Below are 21077 nucleotides of genomic sequence, written 5' to 3'. Positions count from 1 at the left end.
TTGATTAGAGCAAATCCCGACAAAGTTGAAGACTTTGGCGATTAGGATTTGCAACCGGATGGCTAATCTTCGAAATTGCCGGCCGGATGGCCGTTGACGTCGAACCAGTCGATGCGTCCGTCCTGGAGGCGGCAGAAATGCCCCTGCGGTGTCGGGGCCTTGACGAGGGAGGCAGGGGCCAGATCGGAGACGAGCCCGATCAGGCAGCGCCCGATCGCCCCATGGGCGACGATGACGGTTGGCCCATCGATGCGTCCGATCCACTGGCGGACTCTTTCGAGCCCTTGCTCATAGCTTTCACCTTCCGGCGGACGCCAGCGGAAGCGATCCACCAGGTCCCTGGGGTATTCCGGGCTGGTCTTGAGGTCCTTGAAATAATGGCCCTCCCATATGCCGAAAGCGAGTTCCAGCATCGCGGGCTCGGCTTCGACCTTGTTCTGAGGCATGTCGAACTCGCGCAACAGATAGCTCATGGTCTGGCGCGTACGCGTCAGCGGACTTGCGACGAACAGATCGACCTTGGTTGCACCCAGGAAAGTCTTGAGCCCGCGCGAAATGGCAATGGCCTGCTGATGCCCGGCATCGTTGAGCGGGATGTCGATCTGACCCTGGATGCGGCCTTCGCGGTTCCAGTCGGTTTCGCCATGGCGGATGAAATAGATCGGCGGATTGGGCTCAATCACCGTTTTGCGCAACCGTGATGTCGGGCGCTTCGGGATTCTTCATGCCGACAATGTGGTAGCCGGCGTCGACATGCATGATCTCGCCGGTGACGCCGCGGCCGAGATCGGAAAGGAGATAGAGGCCCGAATCGCCGACCTCATCGATGGTGACCGTGCGCCGGAGCGGAGAGTTATATTCGTTCCATTTGAGGATGTATCGGAAGTCGCCGATGCCCGAGGCGGCGAGCGTCTTGATCGGGCCGGCCGATATCGCATTGACGCGGATATTCTTGGGTCCGAGATCGGCCGCCATATAGCGCACCGACGCTTCGAGCGCCGCCTTGGCGACACCCATCACATTGTAGTGCGGCATCCACTTCTCCGCCCCGTAATAGGTTAGGGTCAGGAGGGAGCCTCCCCTGCTCATCAGCTTCTCGGCGCGCTGCGCGATGGCGGTGAAGCTGTAGCAGGAGATGAACATGGTCTTGGTGAAATTGTCGGCGGTCGTGTCGACATAGCGCCCGGTGAGTTCGTCCTTGTCGGAAAAGGCGATGGCGTGAACGACGAAATCGAGCTCGCCCCATTCCCTGGCGATGGTCGCGAAGGTCTGGTCGACCGACGTCATATCGGTGACATCACAGGGCACTACGACTTTCGAGCCGATGCCGGACGCCAAGGGCTCCACCCGCTTCTTCAGGGCATCGCCCTGATAGGTGAAGGCGAGTTCGGCACCCTGGCGCGCGCAGGCCTGGGCTATGCCCCAGCCGATCGACCGGTTGTTCGCCACACCCATGACAAGGCCGCGCTTGCCGGCCATTAACCCTTTGGATTCGCTCATGATTCGCCTTGATTCCGCGCCCAGGGGCGGGAAACCCCGGCGGGCGCGTTTCTGGCACAGATGTTTTCAGAGGTCCACCTCTAAAGACATACAATTTATGTTGCGAAATATTGTGCGTTCGCCGCCCCGTCGGGGCCGCGTCGGACGAGGCCCCGCTCGATCAGATGCTCGATATGAGCGAGTGTCGAGAGCCCGGCGGCGGCATGAAGCCTCGGATCGATATCGGCGTAATTCGCCTTGACGATCTCCTCGATGCTGCGGTCACCGGCCCTGAGCCTGGCGACGATCGCCTCCTCGCGCATTTTCCGGTGCACCAGATAGGCGCGCACCAGGGACCGGGGGTCGCGCCGCGGCGGTCCATGCGCCGGGTGATAGATGGCGTCGTCGCGTTCGAGCAGCAGGCGCAATGAAGCGAAGTACTGTCCCATATTGCCATCGGGCGGGGCGATGACGCTGGTCGCCCAGGCCATCACATGATCGCCGCAGAACAGGGTCTTTTCCTCTTTGAGCGCGTAGCTCATATGGTTCGACATATGGCCCGGCGTGAAGACGCCTTCGAGCGACCAGTTGGATCCCGCGATCACGCCGCCATGCGCCAGTCTGATATCGGGGTCGAACTGCGTATCGATGCTGGCATCGAGCCGGAGCGCACCGGCGTCCTGCCGATCCAGCTGGACGGCCGGTCCATAACCGACGGTCGTGGCACCCGTCGCCTGCTGGAGACGGGGCGCCAAGGGCGAATGATCGAGATGGCTGTGCGTCACGAATATGTGGCTGACTTTCTCGGTCTTGATGGCGGCGAGCAGGTTGGCGAGATGCGCATCGCTGTCCGGACCCGGATCGATGATCGCCACATCGCCCTGGCCCACGATGAAGCTCGCCGTTCCCTTGAAGGTGAAGGGCCCCGGATTGTCGGCCACCACCCGGCGGATGAGCGGCGATAGTGTCGTTATGGCGCCGGGGGCGATGTCGAAATCGCGGTCGAAAGACAAGGAAACCATGAGGCCTAAAGATCAGGTTGTGACCGAAACCTGCCCGCTTTATAGTCCGGGCCGATCAAGCAAAAGAGGGCACAGATGACCACATCGACGACAACACTGGCAAGCCGCGTCTGGCCGGTTTCGGGATCCTGGACAAAGCAGGTGCTGCTGGCGGTTTTGGGCAGTCTCTTCATCGCTATTTGCGCCCAGATCACCATTCCGCTGCCGCTGGTGCCGATCACCATGCAGACCTTTGCCGTTCTCGCCGTCGGTGCGGCCTTCGGCATGCGCCTCGGCGCGGCGACGCTGGTTCTCTATATCCTCGAGGGCGTCGTGGGCCTGCCGGTCTTCGCGGAATTCAAGAATGCCTCCGGCGTGATCTTCACCTGGGGATATCTGATCGGCTTCGTGCTGGCGGCAGCCCTTGTCGGCTGGTTCGCCGAGCGTGGCCATGACCGTCGCGTGATCAGCATGTTCGCCATCATGGTTCTCGGCGCTGCCGTGGTGTATGTTCCGGGCCTGCTCTGGCTCGCGCAATATACCGGCTATGACAAGGTGCTCGAACTCGGTCTCTATCCCTTCATCTGGGGTGACCTCCTGAAGGCGGCCCTGGCGGCGATCGCTTTCCCGGCGGCCTGGAGCTATCTGAGCTCGAAGCGCTGAGTATTTTACCTTGAGATGGTGAAGGCGCGGGACAAGGTTCCGCGCCTTTCTCTTTGCCCGTTTACTTGATCATCGGCAGGGTCGTTTCCGCCATCAGCTCCTGGAATTGCGGGATCGCCTGCGCGGCCCTGAAGGCAGGATCGACGCTGTAGTCGACCACTGAATCCTCATGACTGGCGAGCGCTTGCTTGAGGAAGCGGGCGGCCTTGCGCCAATCGCCCTTGAGGCCGTTAATATGCGCCATGTAGTAATGGGTGACGTCGCCCTTTGCATGATGAGGCTCGGCGGCGGCGAGCATCGCTGCCGCCATGCCCTCGATGCCGGAGGCCGCAAGCCCAGTTCGGCCCGCTGCTGCAATCGCCTGTCCGGCGGCGAACCGCTTCAGGTCAAACAACCGCTGCGACCAGTCGAGATAGCCCGCATGATCGGCGCGCGCGAGATGGATGAAGATCAGGCCCCAATAGGGTGGCGGGTAGTCCGGCTCATTGGCGACGAGCTGCATGAGCAAGCGCTCGGCCTCGGCCGGATTGCCGGTGCGGAAGAGAATGAGCGCCTTGGCCGACAGAATGGAGCGCGATTGCGGATCGAGCGCTTGCGCCCGCCCGATCTGGACCAGCGCTTCGGCAAAGCGGCCGGAATAAAGCAACGCTTCGGCATGCCAATGCAGCGTCTGCACCGAGGTGGGCTCGAGTTTGGCGGCGAGCGCAAAGCGCTTGAGGCCGCGCTCGGTCTGGCGCAGCCAGAAGAACTCGATATCGGCGAGCACGCTTTGCGCCTGGGCGAGGCCGGGGTCGAGTGCGATGGCCCGCTCCGCCGCTTCCTTCGCCAGTGGAAAGCCCTCGACCGATGAAAGCGCATCCTGCTCGACCATGAGGTCATAGGCCGTCGCGAGGCCCGCATGAGCCGGTGCGTAGTTCGGATCGAGTACCAGAACCTGTTTGAAGGTCTCGACCGCTTTGGCGAGGCTCGCCGGTGTGCGCTTCTGCCAGAGATAGACGCCGGTGAGGTGAAGCTCCTTCACTTCCGGCGAGGGTTGCTTCGTGGCCGCGGCATCGGAGCGGGCAACAGGGGCCTTGCCATTGCGCAGCCAGGTTTCGAGGTCGCGCCGATAGGCATAGACCGGGCTGCGGCCGTCGCCCGGAAACCGATGCACCGGCAGGCCGCGCTGATGTTCCCAGCGCTTCACGGTGCGTTCGTCGCGGCCGAAAAACGCCGCGATCTCTTTCCAGCTGTTGAGGCGGCCATTGCCGTTGCTTTGTCCTTCGGCCATTGCTCAGCAGATGCCTGAAAACATGACTTTGGCTTGCGCGGATCCGAAGTCATGTCTATTGGGCCTTTTGTCAGAGGTCAACGGCGCGCTCGGCCGCCGCCGAAAGCCGCCTAAATCATCATCACATGCCGGCCTTGAGGCTGCGGGCAAAAGCAGCCGCGATCAACCTGACGAGTTCGGCATGGATATCCGCGCGCCACCTTGCCCCGCCGTCGTCGCAGAGCCGGTCGGTCTCGCCGAGCGATCTCAGAAATGCGGCGCCCCCGGGTTTGCATTCGGCAAGGAAGCTGAAATGCACCGCATCGTCGACCTGTGCATAGGTGGCCTTGGGCACGAGTCGCGCCAGTTCGTCCGCAATGACGGCGACCGGGATCTTGCCTGGCCCGCCGAGATTGATGAAGTTCATCGGAATGGCGATCTCCTTCAGGCTTTGCACGTCATAGGCCTGGGCATGGCCTGGATCGACAAGCACGGCGGCCCTGATGCGTGGATCGCGGTTTGATTGCTCGAAGCGATCCTTGTCGATCCGGTGCAGATCGATCTTTTCGCTGACCACCGCTTCACCATCGATATATCCCTTGCCGCCGGCAAACCAGACACAATCCGCCATCTTCGGATAGGTCTCGCAATAGCGCGCATAGGCCTCGCGATTGGCCCTGGCGCCCGCAATCTCCATTGCGGTGCTGCCGCCCAGTGAAAAGCCGAGCACGCCGACCTCGTTCTTGGCGATGGCGGCTTGCCAGGTGGGATCGCTCGTCAGGGCGGTAAGGACGATCGAGAGATCATTCGTCCGTTCCCACAGCTTGGTCGTGTCGAAGGGGGTTGAATCGCCACTGGTGGTACCGGGATGATTGGGGCCGGCGACGATGAAGCCGGCCCGGACGAGGCCTGTCGCAAGCCAGCCCAGATTCTCGATCCGGGCGCCCGAACCATGCGAGACGAGGATGAGCGGGAAGCGGCCTGGGGCCAGAGGCGCATTGGCAAGGGCTGGCGCGCCCTGGAACAGCTTGCTGTCGCCGACCATTTTCGGCTCGCCGCCCGGACGGGCCGGATACCAGACGGTGACCTTGAGATCCTTGCCACGTGCCGGTGAGGCGATGGTGATGGTTTGAACGCCCACGGATTCATCGGCGAATAAGGGTTTGCCGGCGACCAGGGCGAACAGAATGGAGAGCAGGAGCAGGGCGGTTTTCATGGAGACCTCACGGAATGCCCGGGAACCGGGCAGGCTCCGCTTTCTCAAGCCTGGCCTCTCATCTGGCGTCCTTGATCATGTTTGAGGTCGTCCCGGATCGCGATTTTGGCCATTGTGCGGGCCTGCCTGCCTGGATTTCGGAGGTTTTCTTGCTTTTCGTGCCTTTGCCTTTCGTCGTGGCGCTGCTGCTCGCGATCCTGTTCGTCACACTCCTGCGCCGCAATGACGAGAACTGGACCAACCGGCCATTTCTGGCCCTGATCGCGTTGTGTGTCGTGCAGTCGGTATGCGTCGGTTTGCGCTGGGGTTATGGCTTTACCGAGGTTCGTTTCCTGTTGCCGGTCCTCGCCGCTGCTTTGCCGCCTTTGGTGTATGCGAGCTTCAGAAGCCTGGTCCGCGGGGATGATCGCTTTCGCAGCCGCTGGATTTACCTGGTTTTTGCAGGCCCCGTCGCGCTTGTCATTCTGCTGATCATCGCCTGGCCCATACTGATCGATGCGGCGCTTATCGTTCTCTATGTCGCTTACGCCTTCGTCCTCCTCAATATGGGCCGCGCCGGTCCGGATGCGCTCGACGAGGCCCGGTTCGAAGGCGCCTTACCGGCCTATCGCGCTTTGCAGATCGCCGCCGGCGCGCTTTGCGCCTCGGCTCTTTTCGATCTCATCGTGCTGCTCGATTTCGAATGGGCGAAGGGCGCCAATGTGGCGGCTCTCGTCAGCAGCGCCAATATCCTCGGTCTCATGTTGCTCGGCTTGGCGGCGTCCGTTGCCGGGCGCACCCAGCCCGAGCCCGAGACAAAACGCGATGCCGAGCCGCCGGGCGTGCCGGCAAGTGCGGAGGATCGCGACATTCTCGCCCGCATCGAGAGCATGATGCTGACCCAGAAGCTCTATCGCGACGAGAATCTCAATCTCACGCGGCTGGCGCGCCGCGCCGGCATTCCGGCCCGGCGCATATCGGGCGCCATCAACCGACTGACCGCCAAGAATGTCTCGCAATATGTGAATGACCACCGCATCGCTGAAGCCTGCCGCCTGCTCAAGGACACTGATCATGCGGTGACGGCGGTGATGTTCGAATCGGGCTTCCAGACCAAATCGAACTTCAATCGCGAATTCCGCCGGGTGACGGGATTGAGTCCGGTCGCCTGGCGCGAGCAGAATGCGGCCTAGGCCAGATCCGGTTTCGTTGCCGTCACCAGCTTTGACAAGAAGATTGGTTCAGCCCTCACGTCCTTGAAGCCTGCCTGAGCAAATACATTCGTCAGATCCTCGCGCAGATAGGACGGATAATAAGGCTCGTGGAAATTAACCGGGAAGGCTTCGAGCATGGCGTCGACTTCCGGCATGTCGCCGGGCTGCAGTGAATCCATGAAGACCAGGAGGCCGCCCGGCTTCAGCACGCGGGCGAATTCCACGGCAATGGCGCGGCGGATCGCCGGGGGCACTTCGTGGAAGAGATAGATCGAGGTGACGATATCGAAGGATTGATCGGCAAAGGGCAAGGTTTCCGCGGCGCCGTACCTGAACTCGACCTTATAAGGCTGCACGTGCTGGCAGGCTTCTTCGATATAGGCTTCCGAGAGATCGATGCCGGTCGCGGCAAGGCGGGGAAAGGCCTCCCTGGCAAAGCGCAGGAAACGCCCGGTGCCGCAGGCGACATCGAGCAGCGCCATCAGGCGCTGGTCCTTGTGGCGCAGATATTCGGCGATCGGCACCAGGCATTGCCGGCGCATCGCATTGGCGGTGCCTGAGAACAGCACCTCGACCTGCATGTCGTAGAGTTTCGCCGACTCCTCGGTCAGATAACCGCCGGTCTGGAAATGGAAGTTCTGCAGGAAGTAAGCGGGGAATTTCTCGGCAAGCTCGGCTGAGTAGACTTCAGCGCCCTGGCCTTGCGCTTTCCTTTCGGCGGCCGCCGGCAGATCGGCGAAATAGCGCCGGCTGGTCTCGATAACCTGGCGCAGCGTGCCGTCGCGGTCGCGCGGCATCGGATAGTGACCCTTGGCCACATTGGCGAGATCGCGGGCGAAGAGATTGCCCATCTGCTCGAAGATGAAGTTGCGGCCCGGGCCTTTGCCGCCTGCCGATTTGCGCTCCTCGGCCGGCTTCGCGGCGCGGAAGCGGCGCGAGGCGAAATAATGCCCCATATACCAGGCGACGCGCGCGCCCTGGCGGCCGGCATAGTGGAGGCTTTCGAAAGGCGTCATGCTGACTTCTCCGCCGCGATCAGGAATTCCTGGTTGCCGCTGCCGCCCGCAAGCGGCGACGGCACCAAGCCTATCACATGCCAACCCGAGGCCTGAAGCCAAGACGCGATATCGTCGCAAATCTGCTGACGCAGCGTCTCGCTTTTGACCACACCGTCCTTGCCCAGGGCCTCGCGGCCAGCCTCGAATTGCGGCTTGATCAGCGCAACGAGCCTGGCCCCGGCTGCCGCCAAAGCAAGAGCTTTGGGCAAGGCCAGCTTGAGGGAGATGAAGCTCACATCGCAGACAATGAACTGGAGCGGCATTTCCATCTGCGCCGCGGTGAGGTCCCGCGCATTGAGGCCTTCGCGAAGCGTGATGCGCGGATCCTGCGCGAGCGGCGGCGCGAACTGGTCATGGCCGACATCGATGGCCGTGACATGGCGGGCGCCCTGCTCGAGCAGCACTTCGCTGAAGCCGCCGGTCGATGCGCCGACATCGAGGCAATTGAGGCCCTGCGGCGACAATTGGAAGTGATCCAGCGCGTGCTTGAGCTTGAGGGCGGCGCGGGACACATAGGCGCGGGCTTCATCCGTGAGTGCAATGACAGCATTGGCGGCCACCGGCTGGGCGGGTTTGGTGATCATGACGCCATCGACGATGACAGTGCCGCGCTTTATCGCATCGCGCGCCCTTGAGCGCGTCGGATAGAGGCCGCGCGCGACCAGCGCTTCGTCGAGCCGCGTGCGCGTCACCCCGGATCCAGAGGTTCCGTGCCGGCCGGCGTGCCATCCGCCTTGAGCGTGATCTTCTCGATCCGCGCTTCGGCATCCTTCAGCAGCTTCTCGCAATGTTTCTTCAGCGCCTCGCCGCGCTCATAGATGGCGATCGAGGATTCGAGGTCGACCTTGCCGGATTCGAGCTTCTCGACGATATCTTCCAGCTCGGCCAGCGCCGTCTCGAAGCTCATCGCGGTGATTGCGGTCCTCTCATTCGCCATCGTCATCATCCTCATTGTCCGGCGTCCGCGCCAGAAGATCGCCGGTGCCGCGGATCAGCGCCTGGACATGCACGGCGACCGAAGCGGCAAGCGCCCTGAGGTCATAGCCGCCTTCGAGCACCGATACAACGCGCCCTTCGGCATGCTTGTCGGCGACTTCCATCACGTTGAGGGTCGCCCAGACGAAGTCCTCCTCGGTGAAGCTGAGGCCGCCCAGAGGGTCTTCGCGATGCGCATCGAAGCCCGCCGAGATGATCACCAGGTCGGGGCCGAAGGCATCGAGAGCCGGCAGTATCCTGGTCGCCATCGCGGTGCGGAATTCAACGCCGCCGTCGCCTTCACGCAATGGGGCATTGAAGATGTTGCCGACACCGGTCTCTGACGCCGCACCCGTGCCGGGGTAGAGCGGCATCTGGTGGGTCGAGCCATAGAAAAGGTCGCTGTCGTTCCAGAAGATGTCCTGGGTGCCATTGCCGTGATGCACGTCGAAATCGACCACGGCGACGCGTTCGGCATCGAAGCGCTCGCGCGCATAGAGGGCGGCGATGGCGGCATTGTTGAACAGGCAGAAACCCATGGCCCGGCGCGCTTCGGCATGATGGCCGGGCGGTCGCATGGCGCAGAAGGCATTGTCAGCCTCGCCGCTGAAGACGGCGTCGACCGCAGCGACCGCGGCACCGGCGCCGCGCAAGGCCGCTTCCAGCGAGCCCGGCGACATGAAGGTGTCCATGTCGATCTGGGCGAAGCCGTCTTCCGGCGAGGCCTCGCGGATCTGGCGCAGATAGCCGTCGGGATGGGCGCGGATGATATCCTCATCGCGTGCGGTGGGCGCCTGCTTGCGCTTCAAGGGCTTGAAATGGGAATGCGACAGGATCTGGTTGATCGCCTTGATGCGGTCGACCCGCTCGGGGTGGCCCGGCGGGTTTTCGTGGGCGAGGCTTGCATGATGGTGCAACAGCAATGTCGTCATGGCTATTGGCTTAGGAACAAATCGGGCTGCAGGTCAACCGAAGGGTCGAGTCTATAACCTTCGAGATCGGTGACGCCATGGCTTTTGAGCACATCCTCATCGATCAGGAAATGCCCGCTGAAGCTGACCGGTTTGGTCAGGACCAGAAAGGCGGCATCGGCCATGATCTCAGGCTTTCGCGACCGCCGCATCATCTCGTCGCCCCCCACGATATTGCCGATCGCCGCGGTCGCGATGGTGGTTCGCGGCCACAGGGCATTGACCGCGACACGGTCGCGGAATTCCTCGGCAAGACCCAGCGTGACAAGGCTCATGGCGTATTTTGCCATCGTATAGCCAAGATGCGGCGCGAACCAGCGCGGATCGAGATTGATTGGCGGCGCCAGTGTCAGGATATGCGGATGAGGGGCTTTGAGGAGGTGCGGCAGGCACAGTTTGGAAACCAGGAAGGCGCCGCGCCCGTTCACGGCCTGCATGAGGTCGAAACGTTTCATGTCGAGGTTGAGCGTGTCGCTGAGAGCGATGGCCGAGGCATTGTTGATGCAGATATCGATGCCCCCGAAGCGATGCAGGGTTGCATCCACTGCAGCCTGGACCTGGGCCTGATCGCGGATATCGACCTGGAGCGCGTGCGCCTGTCCGCCGGCCGCTTCGATGGCTTCCGCCGCGGTGTAAATGGTGCCTTCGAGCTTGGGGTGCGGCATGACTGTCTTCGCGGCAATGGCGATATTGGCCCCCTCACGCGCCGCTCTGAGCGCAATGGCGAGGCCGATGCCACGCGAGGCGCCGGTGATGAATAATGTGCGGCCTTTAAGTGACGTCATCCTCTTCAAGCTGCTATAGAGACCCTCCCTCAATTGCAACCGGGAAAACGCTTCTGACCCATTCCGTCACCCAAGCCGCAGAGGCCTTGATCGCGGGCAAGCTCGTCGCCTTCCCGACCGAGACCGTCTATGGCCTGGGGGCCGATGCGACCCGTGACGCGGCGGTGGCGCAGGTCTTCGCCGCCAAAGGCCGGCCGCGCTTCAATCCGCTGATCGTGCATGTGCCCTCGCTCGAGGACGCCGTCGCTTTGGGCGAGTTCAGCCCGGAGGCCAGCGAGCTCGCCAAATTGTTCTGGCCGGGGCCGCTGACCCTGGTGGTGCCCCGCCGCAAGGGATGCCCGGTATCGCTGCTCGCCTCCGCCGGCATGCCGAGCCTCGCCATCAGGGTGCCGAAACACCCCCTGGCCCAGGCCTTGCTCAAGGCGGTGCGCCTGCCGGTCGTGGCGCCGAGCGCCAATCCTTCCGGGCGCATCAGCCCGACCACGGCCGCGCATGTCGAAGCGGGCCTCGGCAGCAAGGTGAGCGTCATCCTGGACGGGGGACCTTCAGCCATCGGGCTCGAATCCACCATTGTAGGTTTCCTTGACGGGCGCGCGCGCCTGCTGCGGCCGGGTGGCCTCGCGCGGGCCGAAATCGAAAGCGCGCTTGGCCACAGGCTCGGGGTTGGCGGTGACGCGAAGAAGCCGTCCGCGCCGGGCCAGCTCGAAAGCCATTACGCGCCGCGCGCCAGGCTCCGGCTCAATGCCAGAGGAGCCAAGAAGGGTGAGGCCTATCTCGCCTTCGGCGCTGCGTATCCTGATGCCGCCTTCAATCTGTCGCCGGCCGGCGACCTGACAGAGGCCGCCGCCAATCTCTTCCGCCTGCTGCATGAGATCGACGCGACCGGCGTCAAGGCGATTGCCGTGGCGCCCATTCCCGGCGAGGGCCTGGGCGAGGCGATCAATGACCGGCTCACGCGCGCGGCAGCCCCGCGTTCCCAGGTGAAATGATGACCACCAAGCCTTCAGATCGGACACTTTCGCGCCTCGCCGCCGTGGTCGGCGAAAAATATGCGATCACCGACGCGCGCGAGATGACCGCCTATATGACGGAATGGCGCGAGATATGGACCGGCAAGTCGCCCATGGTGCTGCGGCCGGCATTGACCGGAGAGGTCTCGAAAATTCTGGCCATCGCGCATGAAACTGAAACCGCCATCGTGCCGCAAAGCGGCAATACCGGGCTGGTCGGCGGCCAGATTCCTTTTGAACGCGGCGACGAAGTCGTGCTTTCGCTCGACCGCATGACGCGGATCCGCAAGGTGGATGCCGTCAACAACAGCATCACCGTCGATGCTGGCGTCACGCTGAAGACGGTGCAGGACGAGGCGGAGAAGGTCGAGCGCTTCTTTCCCTTGAGCCTGGAATCCGAAGGTTCCTGCCGCATCGGCGGCAATCTCTCGACCAATGCCGGCGGCCTGGGCGTTCTCGCCTACGGCAATACGCGCGATCTATGCCTGGGGCTCGAAGTGGTGCTGGCCGATGGCCGCGTCTGGAGCGGGCTCAAGAGCCTGCGCAAGGACAATACCGGCTATGATCTGAAGAACCTGTTCATTGGCGCCGAAGGGACGCTGGGCGTGATCACCGGCGCGGTCATGAAACTGTTTCCGCATCCGAGCAGCCGCGCCACCGCCTTCGTGGCGCTGCCCTCGGTCAAGGCGGCGCTCGATCTCTTAGGCCTGGCGCGCCAGCGCAGCAGTTCACCCGTGACTGCCATAGAGCTCTTTCCACGCAACGGCTTTGAGTTCACCCTCAAGCATTTTCCGATCCGCGATCCCTTTGCCGCCGCAGCCCCCTGGTATGTGCTGATCGAATTGTCGGGCTCGGGCGATCTCGACAGTGTGCTCACCGAGATTCTCGGTGAAGCGGCCGAACAGGGCATCGTGCTCGACGCGACGGTCGCGCAGTCGGAGGCGCAGCGCAAGGATCTCTGGTTCATCCGCCAGGCCATTGTCGAGGTGCAGAAGCGTGAGGGCGGCTCGATCAAGCATGACGTGTCGGTGCCGATCTCCGAGCTGCCGATTTTTGTCGACGCGGCGCTTGCCGCCATCCATGCCTTCATGCCCGGTGCGCGGCCGATGCCCTTCGGGCATATCGGCGACGGCAATCTGCATTTCAATGTGAGCCAGCCCATCGGCATGGACAAGCAGGCGTTCCTCGGGCAATGGCAGGCGATGAACGATGTCGTCTTCGATGTCGTGCTGAAGCATGGCGGATCAATCAGCGCCGAGCACGGCATCGGCCGGCTCAAGCGCGATCTGATGACCAAGATCAAGTCGCCGGTGGAGCTGCAGATGATGCGCGATGTCAAGAAACTGTTCGATCCGAAGAACATCCTCAATCCCGGCAAGGTATTGCCGTCATGATCGCGTTCCGGCCCCTCACGGAACACGACATCGATGCGGTGGTCGCGTTGTGGACGGATTGCGGCCTGGTGAGGCCCTGGAACGATCCCCGCCGCGACATCGATTTCGCCCGTGGCAAGCAAGGCTCCGATATCCTCCTGGGCTTTGCCGATGATGCGCTTGTCTCATCCGTCATGGTCGGCCATGACGGCCATCGTGGCTGGATCTATTATGTGGCGGTCAGCCCGGCTTTTCAGGGCAGGGGTCTTGGCCGCGAGACGGTTGCGGCGGCCGAGGCCTGGCTCAAGGCGCGCGGCGTCTGGGCGCTCAACCTCAACATCCGCACGGAGAACGAGAAGGTGCGCGCCTTCTATGCAGCGCTCGGCTACGAGACGCGCGATGTGATCGTCATGGGCAAGCGCGATATCGACCGCTGACTTGCCTTTCCGGTCCACGCCCGGCAGAGTGAGCCGGTGAAGCCAGCGTCTCCATCAGCTCAATTCCAGCGCGTCGATGCCGAAGGGCGCATCGCGGTCAAGCATACGCCGCGCGGTTCCGCCATCGACCGGCTCTATCAGTCAGGCGCGGCCAAGATCCGCTTTCCCTCGCCGGCGAACAAATCCACCTGCGAGGCCGTGTTGATCAATACGGCCGGCGGACTGACCGGCGGTGACCGGTTGTCCTGGACCATTGCTGCCGGGGAAGGCGCCGGCCTCACTTGCGTGAGCCAGGCTTGCGAGCGGATCTATCGCTCGCCCGATGGCGAGCCGGCGCATCTGTCGATCAAGCTGGAGATCGGCAGGAATGCGCGTCTCGACTGGATGCCGCAGGAAACCATCTTGTTCGACGGTTCGGCGCTCAACCGCGGCCTGGAGGCCGATCTCGCAGCTGATGCCCGCCTGCTCATCGTCGAGGCCTTCGTCTTTGGCCGCGCCGCCATGGGCGAGACGGTAAGACGGGCCAGCTTGCGCGATCAGTGGGTGGTTCGCCGCGACGGCAAGGTCATTCTCGCGGACAATGTGCGCTTCGAGGGGGAGGTCGACGATATGCTGCAGCGGCGCGCTGTCGCGGCAGGCGATCGGGCACTTGCCACTATTGCGCTGATGGCGCCCGATGCCGAGGAGCATCTCGATCGCCTGCGCGCCAAGTTCCCCACCCTTGCCACTTCCGCTTTCGCTGGCAAGCTTCTTGCTAGATTGACGGCGAGAGGGGCCTATGAGCTCAGACAAACGCTTGTTCCGCTGGTATCTTTGCTTTCCGGCGGGAGTGAGGTGCCAAAAGTTTGGGCGGCCTGATCAGAAAAGAGGCGGGACATGAATCTCACGCTCCGTGAGAAGGACAAGCTTTTGGTCGCCATGGCTGCGACGGTGGCGCGCCGTCGTCTCGAGCGGGGCGTGAAGCTCAATCATCCCGAAGCCATCGCCCTGATCACCGATTTCGTGGTCGAAGGGGCCCGCGATGGGCTGAGCGTCGCCGACCTGATGGAAGCAGGCGCCCATGTGATTGCCCGCAACCAGGTGATGGAAGGTGTCGCCGAGATGATCCATGACGTTCAGGTCGAGGCCACTTTTCCCGACGGCACCAAGCTGGTGACCGTGCATGAGCCGATCCGATGATCCCGGGCGAGGTCATCACGGCACCGGGCGACATCGAGCTCAACAGGGGTACCGATGCGATTATCCTGAAAGTGGCCAATAGCGGCGATCGCCCCGTGCAGGTCGGATCGCACTACCATTTCCATGAGACCAATCCGGCGCTGATCTTCGATCGCGACAAGGCACTGGGCTGCCGGCTTGATATTCCGGCCGGCACCGCCGTGCGCTTCGAGCCGGGCCAGGAACGCGACGTGGCGCTCATTCCGATAGCGGGTGCGCGCCGCATCTACGGCTTTCGCCAGACGATCATGGGCGATCTCTGATGCCGGCACGTATCTCGCGGGCGTCCTATGCGCAGATGTTCGGGCCTACCGTCGGAGACCGTGTCCGCCTGGCCGACACCGATCTCATCATCGAGGTGGAGCGCGACTTCACTATTTATGGCGAGGAAGTGAAGTTCGGCGGCGGCAAGGTTATCCGCGACGGCATGGGCCAGAGCCAGGTGACGCGTGCCGCGGGCGCGGTGGATACCGTGATCACCAATGCGCTGATCATCGATCATTGGGGCATCGTCAAGGCCGATGTCGGGCTGAAGGACGGGCGCATCGCAGCTATCGGCAAGGCCGGCAATCCAGACACCCAGCCCGGGATCGACATCATCATAGGACCGGGCACCGAGGCGATCGCGGGTGAAGGCCGCATCCTCACCGCGGGCGGCATGGATGCCCATATCCATTTCATCTGCCCGCAGCAGATCGATGAAGCGCTGATGTCGGGCATCACCACCATGCTGGGCGGTGGCACCGGTCCCGCGCACGGGACACTCGCCACCACCTGCACGCCGGGTCCCTGGCACATGGAGCGGATGCTGCAGGCGATCGACGGATTGCCGATGAATATCGGCTTCTCGGCCAAGGGGAATGCATCGCTGCCCGACGCCATCGTCGAGATGGTGGAGGCGGGCGCCTGCGCGCTCAAGCTGCATGAGGACTGGGGCACCACGCCGGCGGCGATCGACTGCTGTCTCTCGGTCGCCGACGATCATGACATTCAGGTGATGATCCATACCGACACGCTCAATGAATCGGGCTTTGTCGAGGACACGATCGCCGCCTTCAAGGGGCGCACGATCCATGCTTTCCACACCGAAGGGGCGGGCGGCGGGCATGCGCCCGATATCATCAGGCTGTGCGGCCTCGCCAATGTGATCCCCTCGTCGACGAATCCGACACGGCCCTATACGGTCAATACCGTGGCCGAGCATCTCGACATGCTGATGGTCTGCCATCATCTCGATCCGCGCATCGCCGAGGACATCGCCTTTGCCGAAAGCCGCATCCGCAAGGAGACGATCGCGGCGGAAGACATCCTGCACGACCTCGGCGCCTTCTCGATCATCTCCTCCGACAGCCAGGCGATGGGCCGGGTCGGCGAGGTGCTCATCCGCACCTGGCAGACCGCGCATAAGATGAAAGTCCAGCGCGGCCGGCTCGCCGAGGAGCAGGGCGACAACGACAATGCCCGCGTCAAGCGCTACATCGCCAAATACACGATCAATCCCGCCATCGCCCATGGCGTTGCCGGCCATGTCGGCTCGATCGAGCCCGGCAAGCGGGCCGATCTCGTTCTGTGGTCGCCGGCTTTTTTCGGCGTCAAGCCCGACATGGTGCTCCTGGGCGGCATGATCGCTGCCGCGCCCATGGGTGATCCCAATGCCTCGATACCGACGCCGCAGCCTGTCCACTACCGCAAGATGTTCGGCAGTCTCGGCACGGCGCCCTCGCGCACGGCCGCGACCTTTGTGTCGAAGGCGGCGCTGGCAGGGGGCATCAGGGAGCGCTTCGGCCTCGCCAAAGAGCTCATTGCCGTCGAGAACACGAGGGGTGGGCTCGGCAAGGCGTCGATGATCCACAACCGGGCCCTTCCCCATATCGAGGTCGATCCCGAAACCTATGAAGTGCGCGCCGATGGCGAGCTTCTGACCTGCGAGCCGGCCAAGACGCTGCCCATGGCGCAGCGCTATTTCCTGTTCTGACCATGCGGGCGCAATCGGTCCAGCGGCGCGGTCTGTGGCTGGGTTTGCCCGCCGACCGGGTGACGCTCGACTACGACGAGCGCTGCCGCCGCCGCATCGCGATGACGGGCGAAGGCGGGTTGGCCTTCCTGCTCGATCTCGCTAGTGCCACCTATCTGAAGGAGGGCGATGCGCTTGTCCTCGAGGATGGCCGCTTCATCGAGATCAAGGCGAAGCCCGAAGATCTGCTCGAGATCAAAGGCCGCGACCCCTTGCATCTGATGACACTGGCCTGGCATCTGGGCAATCGTCATCTGGCGGCCCAGATCGAGCCGGACCGAATCCTGATCCGCTATGACCGCGTGATCGCCCATATGCTGGAGCATCAGGGTGCCGGCCTGCGGCAAGTGCGGGAGCCCTTCAACCCGGAAGGCGGCGCCTATGCGCATCACGGCCATGCCCACTGATCACCTCGCTTCATTGCGGCTTCTCACCTGGCTCTCGCCCTCCTTTCCGGTCGGCGCCTTCAGCTATTCGCATGGCCTTGAATATGCGGTGCATGATGGGGCCGTGACGTCGCGGACAAGCCTTGCCGAATGGATCGGCGACCTCGTTGCGCAAGGCAGCTTCAGGAACGATGCGATCCTGCTCGCCGAGGCCTGGCATGCGGCAGTGGCAGGCGATCTCCCGCGCCTCAGTCATGCGGCGGAGCGGGCGGAGGCGATGGCGCTGAGCCGCGAACGCCATCTCGAGACCATGGATCAGGGGCGCGCCTTCCTGGCCGCCGCGCGGGCCTGGATCGCCCCGCCGGAATGGGATTTTGCCATGCCTTATCCGGTGGCGGTCGGCGCTGTCGCCGGCACGATGAAGGTCGGGCTTTCAGATGTCTGTGTTGCCTATCTTCATGCCGCGGCCGCCAATCTCGTCGCCACAGCGATCCGGCTCGTCCCGCTTGGTCAATCGGAAGGAACCACCGTCATAGCGTCTTTGGAATCCCGCATCATCGCGACTGCCGGCGCAGCGGCAGGCTCGTCGCTCGCCGATCTGGGCAGCGCCACCTTCATGGCCGATATGGTCGCAATGCGCCACGAGACCATGGGTGTGAGGCTGTTCCGCTCATGAGCCGTAACCATGGGCCCTTGCGTGTCGGGATCGGTGGTCCGGTCGGATCGGGCAAGACGACGCTGACCGAAAAGCTCTGCAAGGCGATGCGCGAGCGCTGGTCGGTCGCCGTCGTCACCAATGACATCTACACCAAGGAAGATGCGCTCATCCTCAACCGGCTGCAGGCGCTGCCCGAGGACCGCATCATGGGGGTGGAAACCGGTGGTTGCCCGCATACGGCAATCCGCGAGGATGCCTCGATCAATCTCGGCGCCATTGCCGAGCTCAATCGCCGCCATCCCGATCTCGATGTGATCTTCATCGAGTCCGGCGGCGACAACCTGGCCGCAACTTTTTCCCCCGAGCTCGCCGACCTCACTCTCTATGTGATCAGCGTCTGCCAGGGCGAGAAGATCCCGCGCAAAGGCGGGCCTGCCATCACCAAATCGGATGTGCTGGTCGTGAACAAGATGGATCTGGCGCCCCATGTCGGCGCCGATCTCGACATCATGGCATCCGACACGAAACGCGCGCGGGGCAAACGTCCCTATATTTTTACGGACCTCCTGCGCAACAAGGGTGTTGCCGAGATCGTCGGCCTCATCCAGACGATGGGAGGGCTCGCGACGCGCTCGGATCAGGATGTGGCGCGCATCATGTCCAGATAGGACCAACTGCAATTGCGATCATCGCCCAGCGCCGGCACACCGGGAGTCGGGGCAGTGAGACCGCACAGGCTCGCCACCGAGGCAAGCGCGCCGCGGGGATCCTCGATCACCGCCTCATAATCGAGCACGAGCGTGGTCGAAGAAAAGCGGGCATGCAGAAGGGAGATGTAGTCATTGTACCAGGTCAGATATTCGCGAATGCTTTCGAGATCGTAGGCATAGGGACTGCCTTCCGGCTTCTGGAAGATGCGCAGGGTGAGATCCTTCACCCTTCTCCGCAAGAAGACAAAGCGGCAGTTCGGAACTGTCGCCGACAGGCGCGCAACATCCCTGAGCCTGTCGGGATGAGTATTGGTGAATAGCCGCGCGTTTTTCGCTCTGCGCCCGAGAGCCGCGACATACTGTGCCGTGAATATCTTATCGAGATGAGTTGGCAGGGCGTTCAAGCTGTTGCGGGTGACCGCTCCGCCGAGCTGGGTCGCCTCGCGCACCGCCTGCTCGACGATTGAAATGTCATGGCCGCGCTCGGTTTGCGGCAAATGGCCAAGCAGGCGTTCGAGAGTTGTTTTACCGGAGCGCGACGGCCCCAATATGAAAAGCGATGTGGCGAGACCCTTGTCGCCGATGGCGCCGCCGAGCCCGCCGGGAAGCGCCCTGGCTGCGGCAAGTTGCTCGCGCCGGAGGACGGCGTCCTTGGCATAGTCGGCGGCACTCGTGCGCCATTTGATCTCGTTTGCGGTAACCAGGGATTTCCAGGCGGTCGCGTGATTGCCTTGACCGTCGAAGATCCAGCCGCGGATGAAGGCGGAAAGAGCCGCGGCTCGCTCCGGCGCAAGCGTGGTCTTGCGCTTCTCGGCCGCTTCGAGGGCCGCCACGGCGTCGAAATCGACCATCTTGAAGGGCACGTTGCACAGGAGTGCCAGCGTCGTCAGGCCGGCCTTGCCGTCCCGTACCATCTGCCTGAATTGAGTGACCGCATCGCCGTACTGGCCGATCTGGCAGAGGCTGTCCGCGAGCAGCCGTCTTGCCTCGCCTGCCGCCGGATTGAGGGCCAGGCAGCGCTGGAAGGCCGTGGCCGCCGCTGCATGGTCACGATCTTGCCGGTAGGCCTCGCCCATGAGGTAGAGAATGTCGGGATTGTCGGGGTGCAGCCTTAGCGCCTGGTCGAGCGCCAGGAGGGCACTGTTCGAGTTGCGCAGATTGAGATTGGCAATACCGAGCGTGACGAAGAGCTTCCAGTCGATCGGGCACAGTACGGCCGCCTTGGCCAAAGGCGCCAGGGCATTCCCGCTCTCGCTCTGATCGATCAATATCAGTCCCAGAGTATTCAGTGCCGCCACATAGTCGGGGGAGGTGCGGAGAATTTCCTCGCACAGGCGCCGGGCTTCCGCAAAATTGCGGGCCTGGCGGAGATTCTCGGCGGATCTGAGCTTGTCGGCCGCGTCGAGCAAAGGATCTGATTTCAGGCTGGGCATGGTCCGGCTACGTTCGCTGGTAATTTCTTATTAATGTGACAAAAATGTTTACATTTGCGTAATCACTACAGCCCGGATGCTTCATGTCCATCTCAGCTCGCCCCTTCGACTATCCTTATGACGGGAACCTCGATCCCGCCGTCATGGCCCTTATGGTGATCGACCTTCAGGTCGACTTCCTGTCGCCCGACGGCTACTTCGCCCGCAAGGGCTATGATCCCGCACCTTTGCGGGCGATCATTCCGACCGTGAATGCCGTCATCGCCGCGGCGCGTGAGGCCGGCTGCACCATCGTGCATACGCGCCAGGGCTATCGGGCCGACCGTGCCGACATGACGGCGTATGAGCATTGGCGCCGGCGCCGCGCCGGTCTCGATGGAACCGATGTCCTGCTGCGCTCATCGCCCGGCTTCGAGATCGTTCCCGAGATCGATGTCCGCCCGCAAGATGTCATCATCGACAAAACCGCCAATGGCGCTTTCACCCATACCGATCTCGAGCATGTGCTGCGCGCCCGCGGCATCACCCATCTGCTTTTTACCGGCTGCACCACCGATGTCTGTGTTCATACAACCTTGCGCGAGGCGCAGGACCGTAATTTCCAGAATCTGCTGATCGAGGATGGCTGCGCCAGCGGTGATCAATATGCGCATGACGCGGCTATTCATATGGTGACGGTGGAGGATGGGATTTTTGGGGTCGTTGCCGCGGCGAAAGACGTCATCGCGGGCCTGGAGGCTCTGCGCGGTTAGCCGCCTGTCAGGTCGACCAGCGGTGGTGCAGGCTCTTGAACGTCGTCGTGACGAGCGTCAGCACCTCTTCGGTGATGCCGATATCGGGGAGCGATGCGGCGTGCTCGCCAATGGTCCTGGCGACAAGGCTCGCAATTTCCTGCCCTTCCACCGTCAGCTCGATGACGCTCGACCGCTTGTCCCATTCCGGCCGCGAGAGGGTGAGGAAGCCGTTCTCGGCCAGCTTGGCGACATTATAGGTGAGGTTGGTGCCCTCATAGTGTCCGAGCGCAGAGAGCTGGCCGAGGGACAGGGGACGCTCGCTGGCATGGCTGAGGATCAACGCCTGAACGGCGCTCAGCCCCTTCTCGCGCCGGCCCAGTTCCGTCGTGAGCACATCGAGGAACCGGCGGTGCAGCAACTCGATGGACTGCAGCATCTGCGTGAAGTGCCAGCCTTTGAGGGCGAGCTCTTCATCGGAATACGACGTCTTGGCGAACACAGCTCTCTGCATGGG

The 21077-nt window shown here is 63.0% G+C and carries 25 protein-coding genes; 13 read left to right on the top strand and 12 right to left on the bottom strand.

Annotated elements, in window-relative coordinates; translation table 11 throughout:
* Positions 1-62: 62 nt before the first annotated feature.
* From DT068_RS25765 to DT068_RS25755, 3 genes are all read right to left on the bottom strand, one after another.
* On the bottom strand, positions 63-683 hold the full coding sequence (locus tag DT068_RS25765) for a histidine phosphatase family protein (protein ID WP_162914466.1): 621 nt from the start codon (positions 681-683) through the stop codon (positions 63-65).
* Entirely contained in the window at positions 676-1500 is an 825-nt protein-coding gene (fabI, locus tag DT068_RS25760) for an enoyl-ACP reductase FabI (protein ID WP_119392773.1), read from the bottom strand. Before fabI ends, DT068_RS25765 begins: the two co-directional genes overlap by 8 nt.
* A gap of 95 nt (positions 1501-1595) precedes the next feature.
* Entirely contained in the window at positions 1596-2501 is a 906-nt protein-coding gene (locus DT068_RS25755; protein WP_119392772.1) for an MBL fold metallo-hydrolase, read from the bottom strand.
* A gap of 75 nt (positions 2502-2576) precedes the next feature.
* Here DT068_RS25755 and DT068_RS25750 point away from each other — a divergent pair, with 75 nt between their 5' ends.
* Positions 2577-3143 (top strand): biotin transporter BioY, encoded by a 567-nt coding sequence (locus DT068_RS25750; RefSeq protein WP_119392771.1) that lies wholly within the window; start codon positions 2577-2579, stop codon positions 3141-3143.
* A 61-nt stretch (positions 3144-3204) separates the two neighbouring features.
* Here DT068_RS25750 and DT068_RS25745 read toward each other — a convergent pair whose 3' ends face one another.
* Positions 3205-4413: a tetratricopeptide repeat protein gene (locus tag DT068_RS25745; protein ID WP_119392770.1), complete on the bottom strand. Its 1209-nt coding sequence runs from the start codon at positions 4411-4413 to the stop codon at positions 3205-3207.
* Between the two features lie 121 nt (positions 4414-4534).
* Positions 4535-5608 (bottom strand): alpha/beta hydrolase family protein, encoded by a 1074-nt coding sequence (locus tag DT068_RS25740; RefSeq protein ID WP_119392769.1) that lies wholly within the window; start codon positions 5606-5608, stop codon positions 4535-4537.
* A 158-nt stretch (positions 5609-5766) separates the two neighbouring features.
* On the opposite strand from DT068_RS25740, the gene DT068_RS25735 reads away from it, so the two are divergent.
* Positions 5767-6780 (top strand): helix-turn-helix domain-containing protein, encoded by a 1014-nt coding sequence (locus DT068_RS25735; protein ID WP_438816458.1) that lies wholly within the window; start codon positions 5767-5769, stop codon positions 6778-6780.
* Here the strand turns inward: DT068_RS25735 and DT068_RS25730 are convergent.
* The 5 genes from DT068_RS25730 to DT068_RS25710 are packed head-to-tail and all read right to left on the bottom strand — an operon-like array spanning position 6777 to position 10590.
* The gene (locus DT068_RS25730) at positions 6777-7817 is read right to left on the bottom strand and encodes a methyltransferase domain-containing protein (protein WP_119392768.1); all 1041 of its coding nucleotides are present in this window, start codon (positions 7815-7817) and stop codon (positions 6777-6779) included. The two genes, DT068_RS25735 and DT068_RS25730, sit on opposite strands and share 4 nt — an antisense overlap.
* Positions 7814-8551 carry a TlyA family RNA methyltransferase gene (locus DT068_RS25725; protein ID WP_119392767.1) on the bottom strand — a complete coding sequence of 246 codons (738 nt, stop codon included), beginning with the start codon at positions 8549-8551 and terminating at the stop codon, positions 7814-7816. The genes DT068_RS25730 and DT068_RS25725 overlap by 4 nt, the downstream gene beginning before the upstream one ends.
* Positions 8548-8796: an exodeoxyribonuclease VII small subunit gene (locus DT068_RS25720; protein WP_119392766.1), complete on the bottom strand. Its 249-nt coding sequence runs from the start codon at positions 8794-8796 to the stop codon at positions 8548-8550. Before DT068_RS25720 ends, DT068_RS25725 begins: the two co-directional genes overlap by 4 nt.
* Positions 8786-9766, bottom strand: a complete 981-nt coding sequence (locus DT068_RS25715; protein WP_119392765.1) for a histone deacetylase family protein — start codon at positions 9764-9766, stop codon at positions 8786-8788. Before DT068_RS25715 ends, DT068_RS25720 begins: the two co-directional genes overlap by 11 nt.
* Positions 9767-9768: 2 nt before the next feature.
* Complete coding sequence (locus tag DT068_RS25710) at positions 9769-10590, bottom strand: SDR family oxidoreductase (protein WP_119392764.1); 822 nt, start codon at positions 10588-10590, stop codon at positions 9769-9771.
* Between DT068_RS25710 and DT068_RS25705 the strand changes: the two genes are divergently transcribed.
* From DT068_RS25705 to ureG, 10 genes are read left to right on the top strand one after another with little or no spacing between them, the layout of a single operon-like run.
* On the top strand, positions 10581-11579 hold the full coding sequence (locus DT068_RS25705) for an L-threonylcarbamoyladenylate synthase (RefSeq protein WP_438816457.1): 999 nt from the start codon (positions 10581-10583) through the stop codon (positions 11577-11579). The two genes, DT068_RS25710 and DT068_RS25705, sit on opposite strands and share 10 nt — an antisense overlap.
* A complete protein-coding gene (locus tag DT068_RS25700) occupies positions 11576-12994 on the top strand; it encodes an FAD-binding oxidoreductase (RefSeq protein WP_119392763.1) in 1419 nt (472 codons plus the stop codon). The genes DT068_RS25705 and DT068_RS25700 overlap by 4 nt, the downstream gene beginning before the upstream one ends.
* Entirely contained in the window at positions 12991-13410 is a 420-nt protein-coding gene (locus DT068_RS25695; protein WP_119392762.1) for a GNAT family acetyltransferase, read from the top strand. Before DT068_RS25700 ends, DT068_RS25695 begins: the two co-directional genes overlap by 4 nt.
* A 36-nt stretch (positions 13411-13446) precedes the next feature.
* A complete protein-coding gene (locus DT068_RS25690; RefSeq protein ID WP_119392761.1) occupies positions 13447-14268 on the top strand; it encodes an urease accessory protein UreD in 822 nt (273 codons plus the stop codon).
* Positions 14269-14286: 18 nt separating this feature from the next.
* Positions 14287-14589, top strand: coding sequence for an urease subunit gamma (locus tag DT068_RS25685; protein WP_119392760.1), 303 nt, complete (start codon positions 14287-14289; stop codon positions 14587-14589).
* Entirely contained in the window at positions 14586-14891 is a 306-nt protein-coding gene (locus tag DT068_RS25680; protein ID WP_119392759.1) for an urease subunit beta, read from the top strand. The genes DT068_RS25685 and DT068_RS25680 overlap by 4 nt, the downstream gene beginning before the upstream one ends.
* Positions 14891-16603, top strand: coding sequence for an urease subunit alpha (gene ureC, locus DT068_RS25675; protein ID WP_119392758.1), 1713 nt, complete (start codon positions 14891-14893; stop codon positions 16601-16603). Before DT068_RS25680 ends, ureC begins: the two co-directional genes overlap by 1 nt.
* A gap of 2 nt (positions 16604-16605) precedes the next feature.
* Positions 16606-17049, top strand: coding sequence for an urease accessory protein UreE (locus DT068_RS25670; protein ID WP_119392757.1), 444 nt, complete (start codon positions 16606-16608; stop codon positions 17047-17049).
* Entirely contained in the window at positions 17039-17704 is a 666-nt protein-coding gene (locus tag DT068_RS25665; RefSeq protein ID WP_368905193.1) for an urease accessory protein UreF, read from the top strand. The genes DT068_RS25670 and DT068_RS25665 overlap by 11 nt, the downstream gene beginning before the upstream one ends.
* Positions 17701-18354: an urease accessory protein UreG gene (gene ureG / locus DT068_RS25660; protein WP_119392755.1), complete on the top strand. Its 654-nt coding sequence runs from the start codon at positions 17701-17703 to the stop codon at positions 18352-18354. The genes DT068_RS25665 and ureG overlap by 4 nt, the downstream gene beginning before the upstream one ends.
* Here ureG and DT068_RS25655 read toward each other — a convergent pair.
* Complete coding sequence (locus DT068_RS25655; protein WP_119392754.1) at positions 18324-19829, bottom strand: tetratricopeptide repeat-containing sulfotransferase family protein; 1506 nt, start codon at positions 19827-19829, stop codon at positions 18324-18326. The two genes, ureG and DT068_RS25655, sit on opposite strands and share 31 nt — an antisense overlap.
* An 83-nt stretch (positions 19830-19912) precedes the next feature.
* Here DT068_RS25655 and DT068_RS25650 point away from each other — a divergent pair, with 83 nt between their 5' ends.
* The gene (locus tag DT068_RS25650; protein WP_119392753.1) at positions 19913-20581 is read left to right on the top strand and encodes a cysteine hydrolase family protein; all 669 of its coding nucleotides are present in this window, start codon (positions 19913-19915) and stop codon (positions 20579-20581) included.
* A gap of 7 nt (positions 20582-20588) precedes the next feature.
* Here DT068_RS25650 and DT068_RS25645 read toward each other — a convergent pair whose 3' ends face one another.
* Positions 20589-21074 (bottom strand): MarR family winged helix-turn-helix transcriptional regulator, encoded by a 486-nt coding sequence (locus tag DT068_RS25645; RefSeq protein WP_162914465.1) that lies wholly within the window; start codon positions 21072-21074, stop codon positions 20589-20591.
* Positions 21075-21077: the final 3 nt, after the last annotated feature.

This window comes from Taklimakanibacter lacteus, from assembly GCA_003576695.1.
GTDB lineage: Bacteria > Pseudomonadota > Alphaproteobacteria > Rhizobiales > Aestuariivirgaceae > Taklimakanibacter > Taklimakanibacter lacteus.
Note: the sequence above shows the minus strand (reverse complement) of the source record. Positions and strands in the feature narration are given on the sequence as shown.

Bases quoted from the DNA above. Each gene is read 5' to 3' on its own strand.
- DT068_RS25755 (WP_119392772.1), bottom strand. From the start codon at position 2,501: ATGGTTTCCTTGTCTTTCGACCGCGATTTCGACATCGCCCCCGGCGCC.
- DT068_RS25730 (WP_119392768.1), bottom strand. From the start codon at position 7,817: ATGACGCCTTTCGAAAGCCTCCACTATGCCGGCCGCCAGGGCGCGCGC.
- DT068_RS25710 (WP_119392764.1), bottom strand. From the start codon at position 10,590: ATGACGTCACTTAAAGGCCGCACATTATTCATCACCGGCGCCTCGCGT.
- DT068_RS25665 (WP_368905193.1), top strand. From the start codon at position 17,039: ATGCCCACTGATCACCTCGCTTCATTGCGGCTTCTCACCTGGCTCTCG.
- DT068_RS25720 (WP_119392766.1), bottom strand. From the start codon at position 8,796: ATGGCGAATGAGAGGACCGCAATCACCGCGATGAGCTTCGAGACGGCG.
- fabI (WP_119392773.1), bottom strand. From the start codon at position 1,500: ATGAGCGAATCCAAAGGGTTAATGGCCGGCAAGCGCGGCCTTGTCATG.
- DT068_RS25740 (WP_119392769.1), bottom strand. From the start codon at position 5,608: ATGAAAACCGCCCTGCTCCTGCTCTCCATTCTGTTCGCCCTGGTCGCC.
- DT068_RS25750 (WP_119392771.1), top strand. From the start codon at position 2,577: ATGACCACATCGACGACAACACTGGCAAGCCGCGTCTGGCCGGTTTCG.
- ureC (WP_119392758.1), top strand. From the start codon at position 14,891: ATGCCGGCACGTATCTCGCGGGCGTCCTATGCGCAGATGTTCGGGCCT.
- DT068_RS25650 (WP_119392753.1), top strand. From the start codon at position 19,913: ATGTCCATCTCAGCTCGCCCCTTCGACTATCCTTATGACGGGAACCTC.
- DT068_RS25645 (WP_162914465.1), bottom strand. From the start codon at position 21,074: ATGCAGAGAGCTGTGTTCGCCAAGACGTCGTATTCCGATGAAGAGCTC.
- DT068_RS25670 (WP_119392757.1), top strand. From the start codon at position 16,606: ATGCGGGCGCAATCGGTCCAGCGGCGCGGTCTGTGGCTGGGTTTGCCC.
- DT068_RS25680 (WP_119392759.1), top strand. From the start codon at position 14,586: ATGATCCCGGGCGAGGTCATCACGGCACCGGGCGACATCGAGCTCAAC.
- DT068_RS25715 (WP_119392765.1), bottom strand. From the start codon at position 9,766: ATGACGACATTGCTGTTGCACCATCATGCAAGCCTCGCCCACGAAAAC.
- DT068_RS25695 (WP_119392762.1), top strand. From the start codon at position 12,991: ATGATCGCGTTCCGGCCCCTCACGGAACACGACATCGATGCGGTGGTC.
- ureG (WP_119392755.1), top strand. From the start codon at position 17,701: ATGAGCCGTAACCATGGGCCCTTGCGTGTCGGGATCGGTGGTCCGGTC.
- DT068_RS25685 (WP_119392760.1), top strand. From the start codon at position 14,287: ATGAATCTCACGCTCCGTGAGAAGGACAAGCTTTTGGTCGCCATGGCT.
- DT068_RS25655 (WP_119392754.1), bottom strand. From the start codon at position 19,829: ATGCCCAGCCTGAAATCAGATCCTTTGCTCGACGCGGCCGACAAGCTC.
- DT068_RS25745 (WP_119392770.1), bottom strand. From the start codon at position 4,413: ATGGCCGAAGGACAAAGCAACGGCAATGGCCGCCTCAACAGCTGGAAA.
- DT068_RS25700 (WP_119392763.1), top strand. From the start codon at position 11,576: ATGATGACCACCAAGCCTTCAGATCGGACACTTTCGCGCCTCGCCGCC.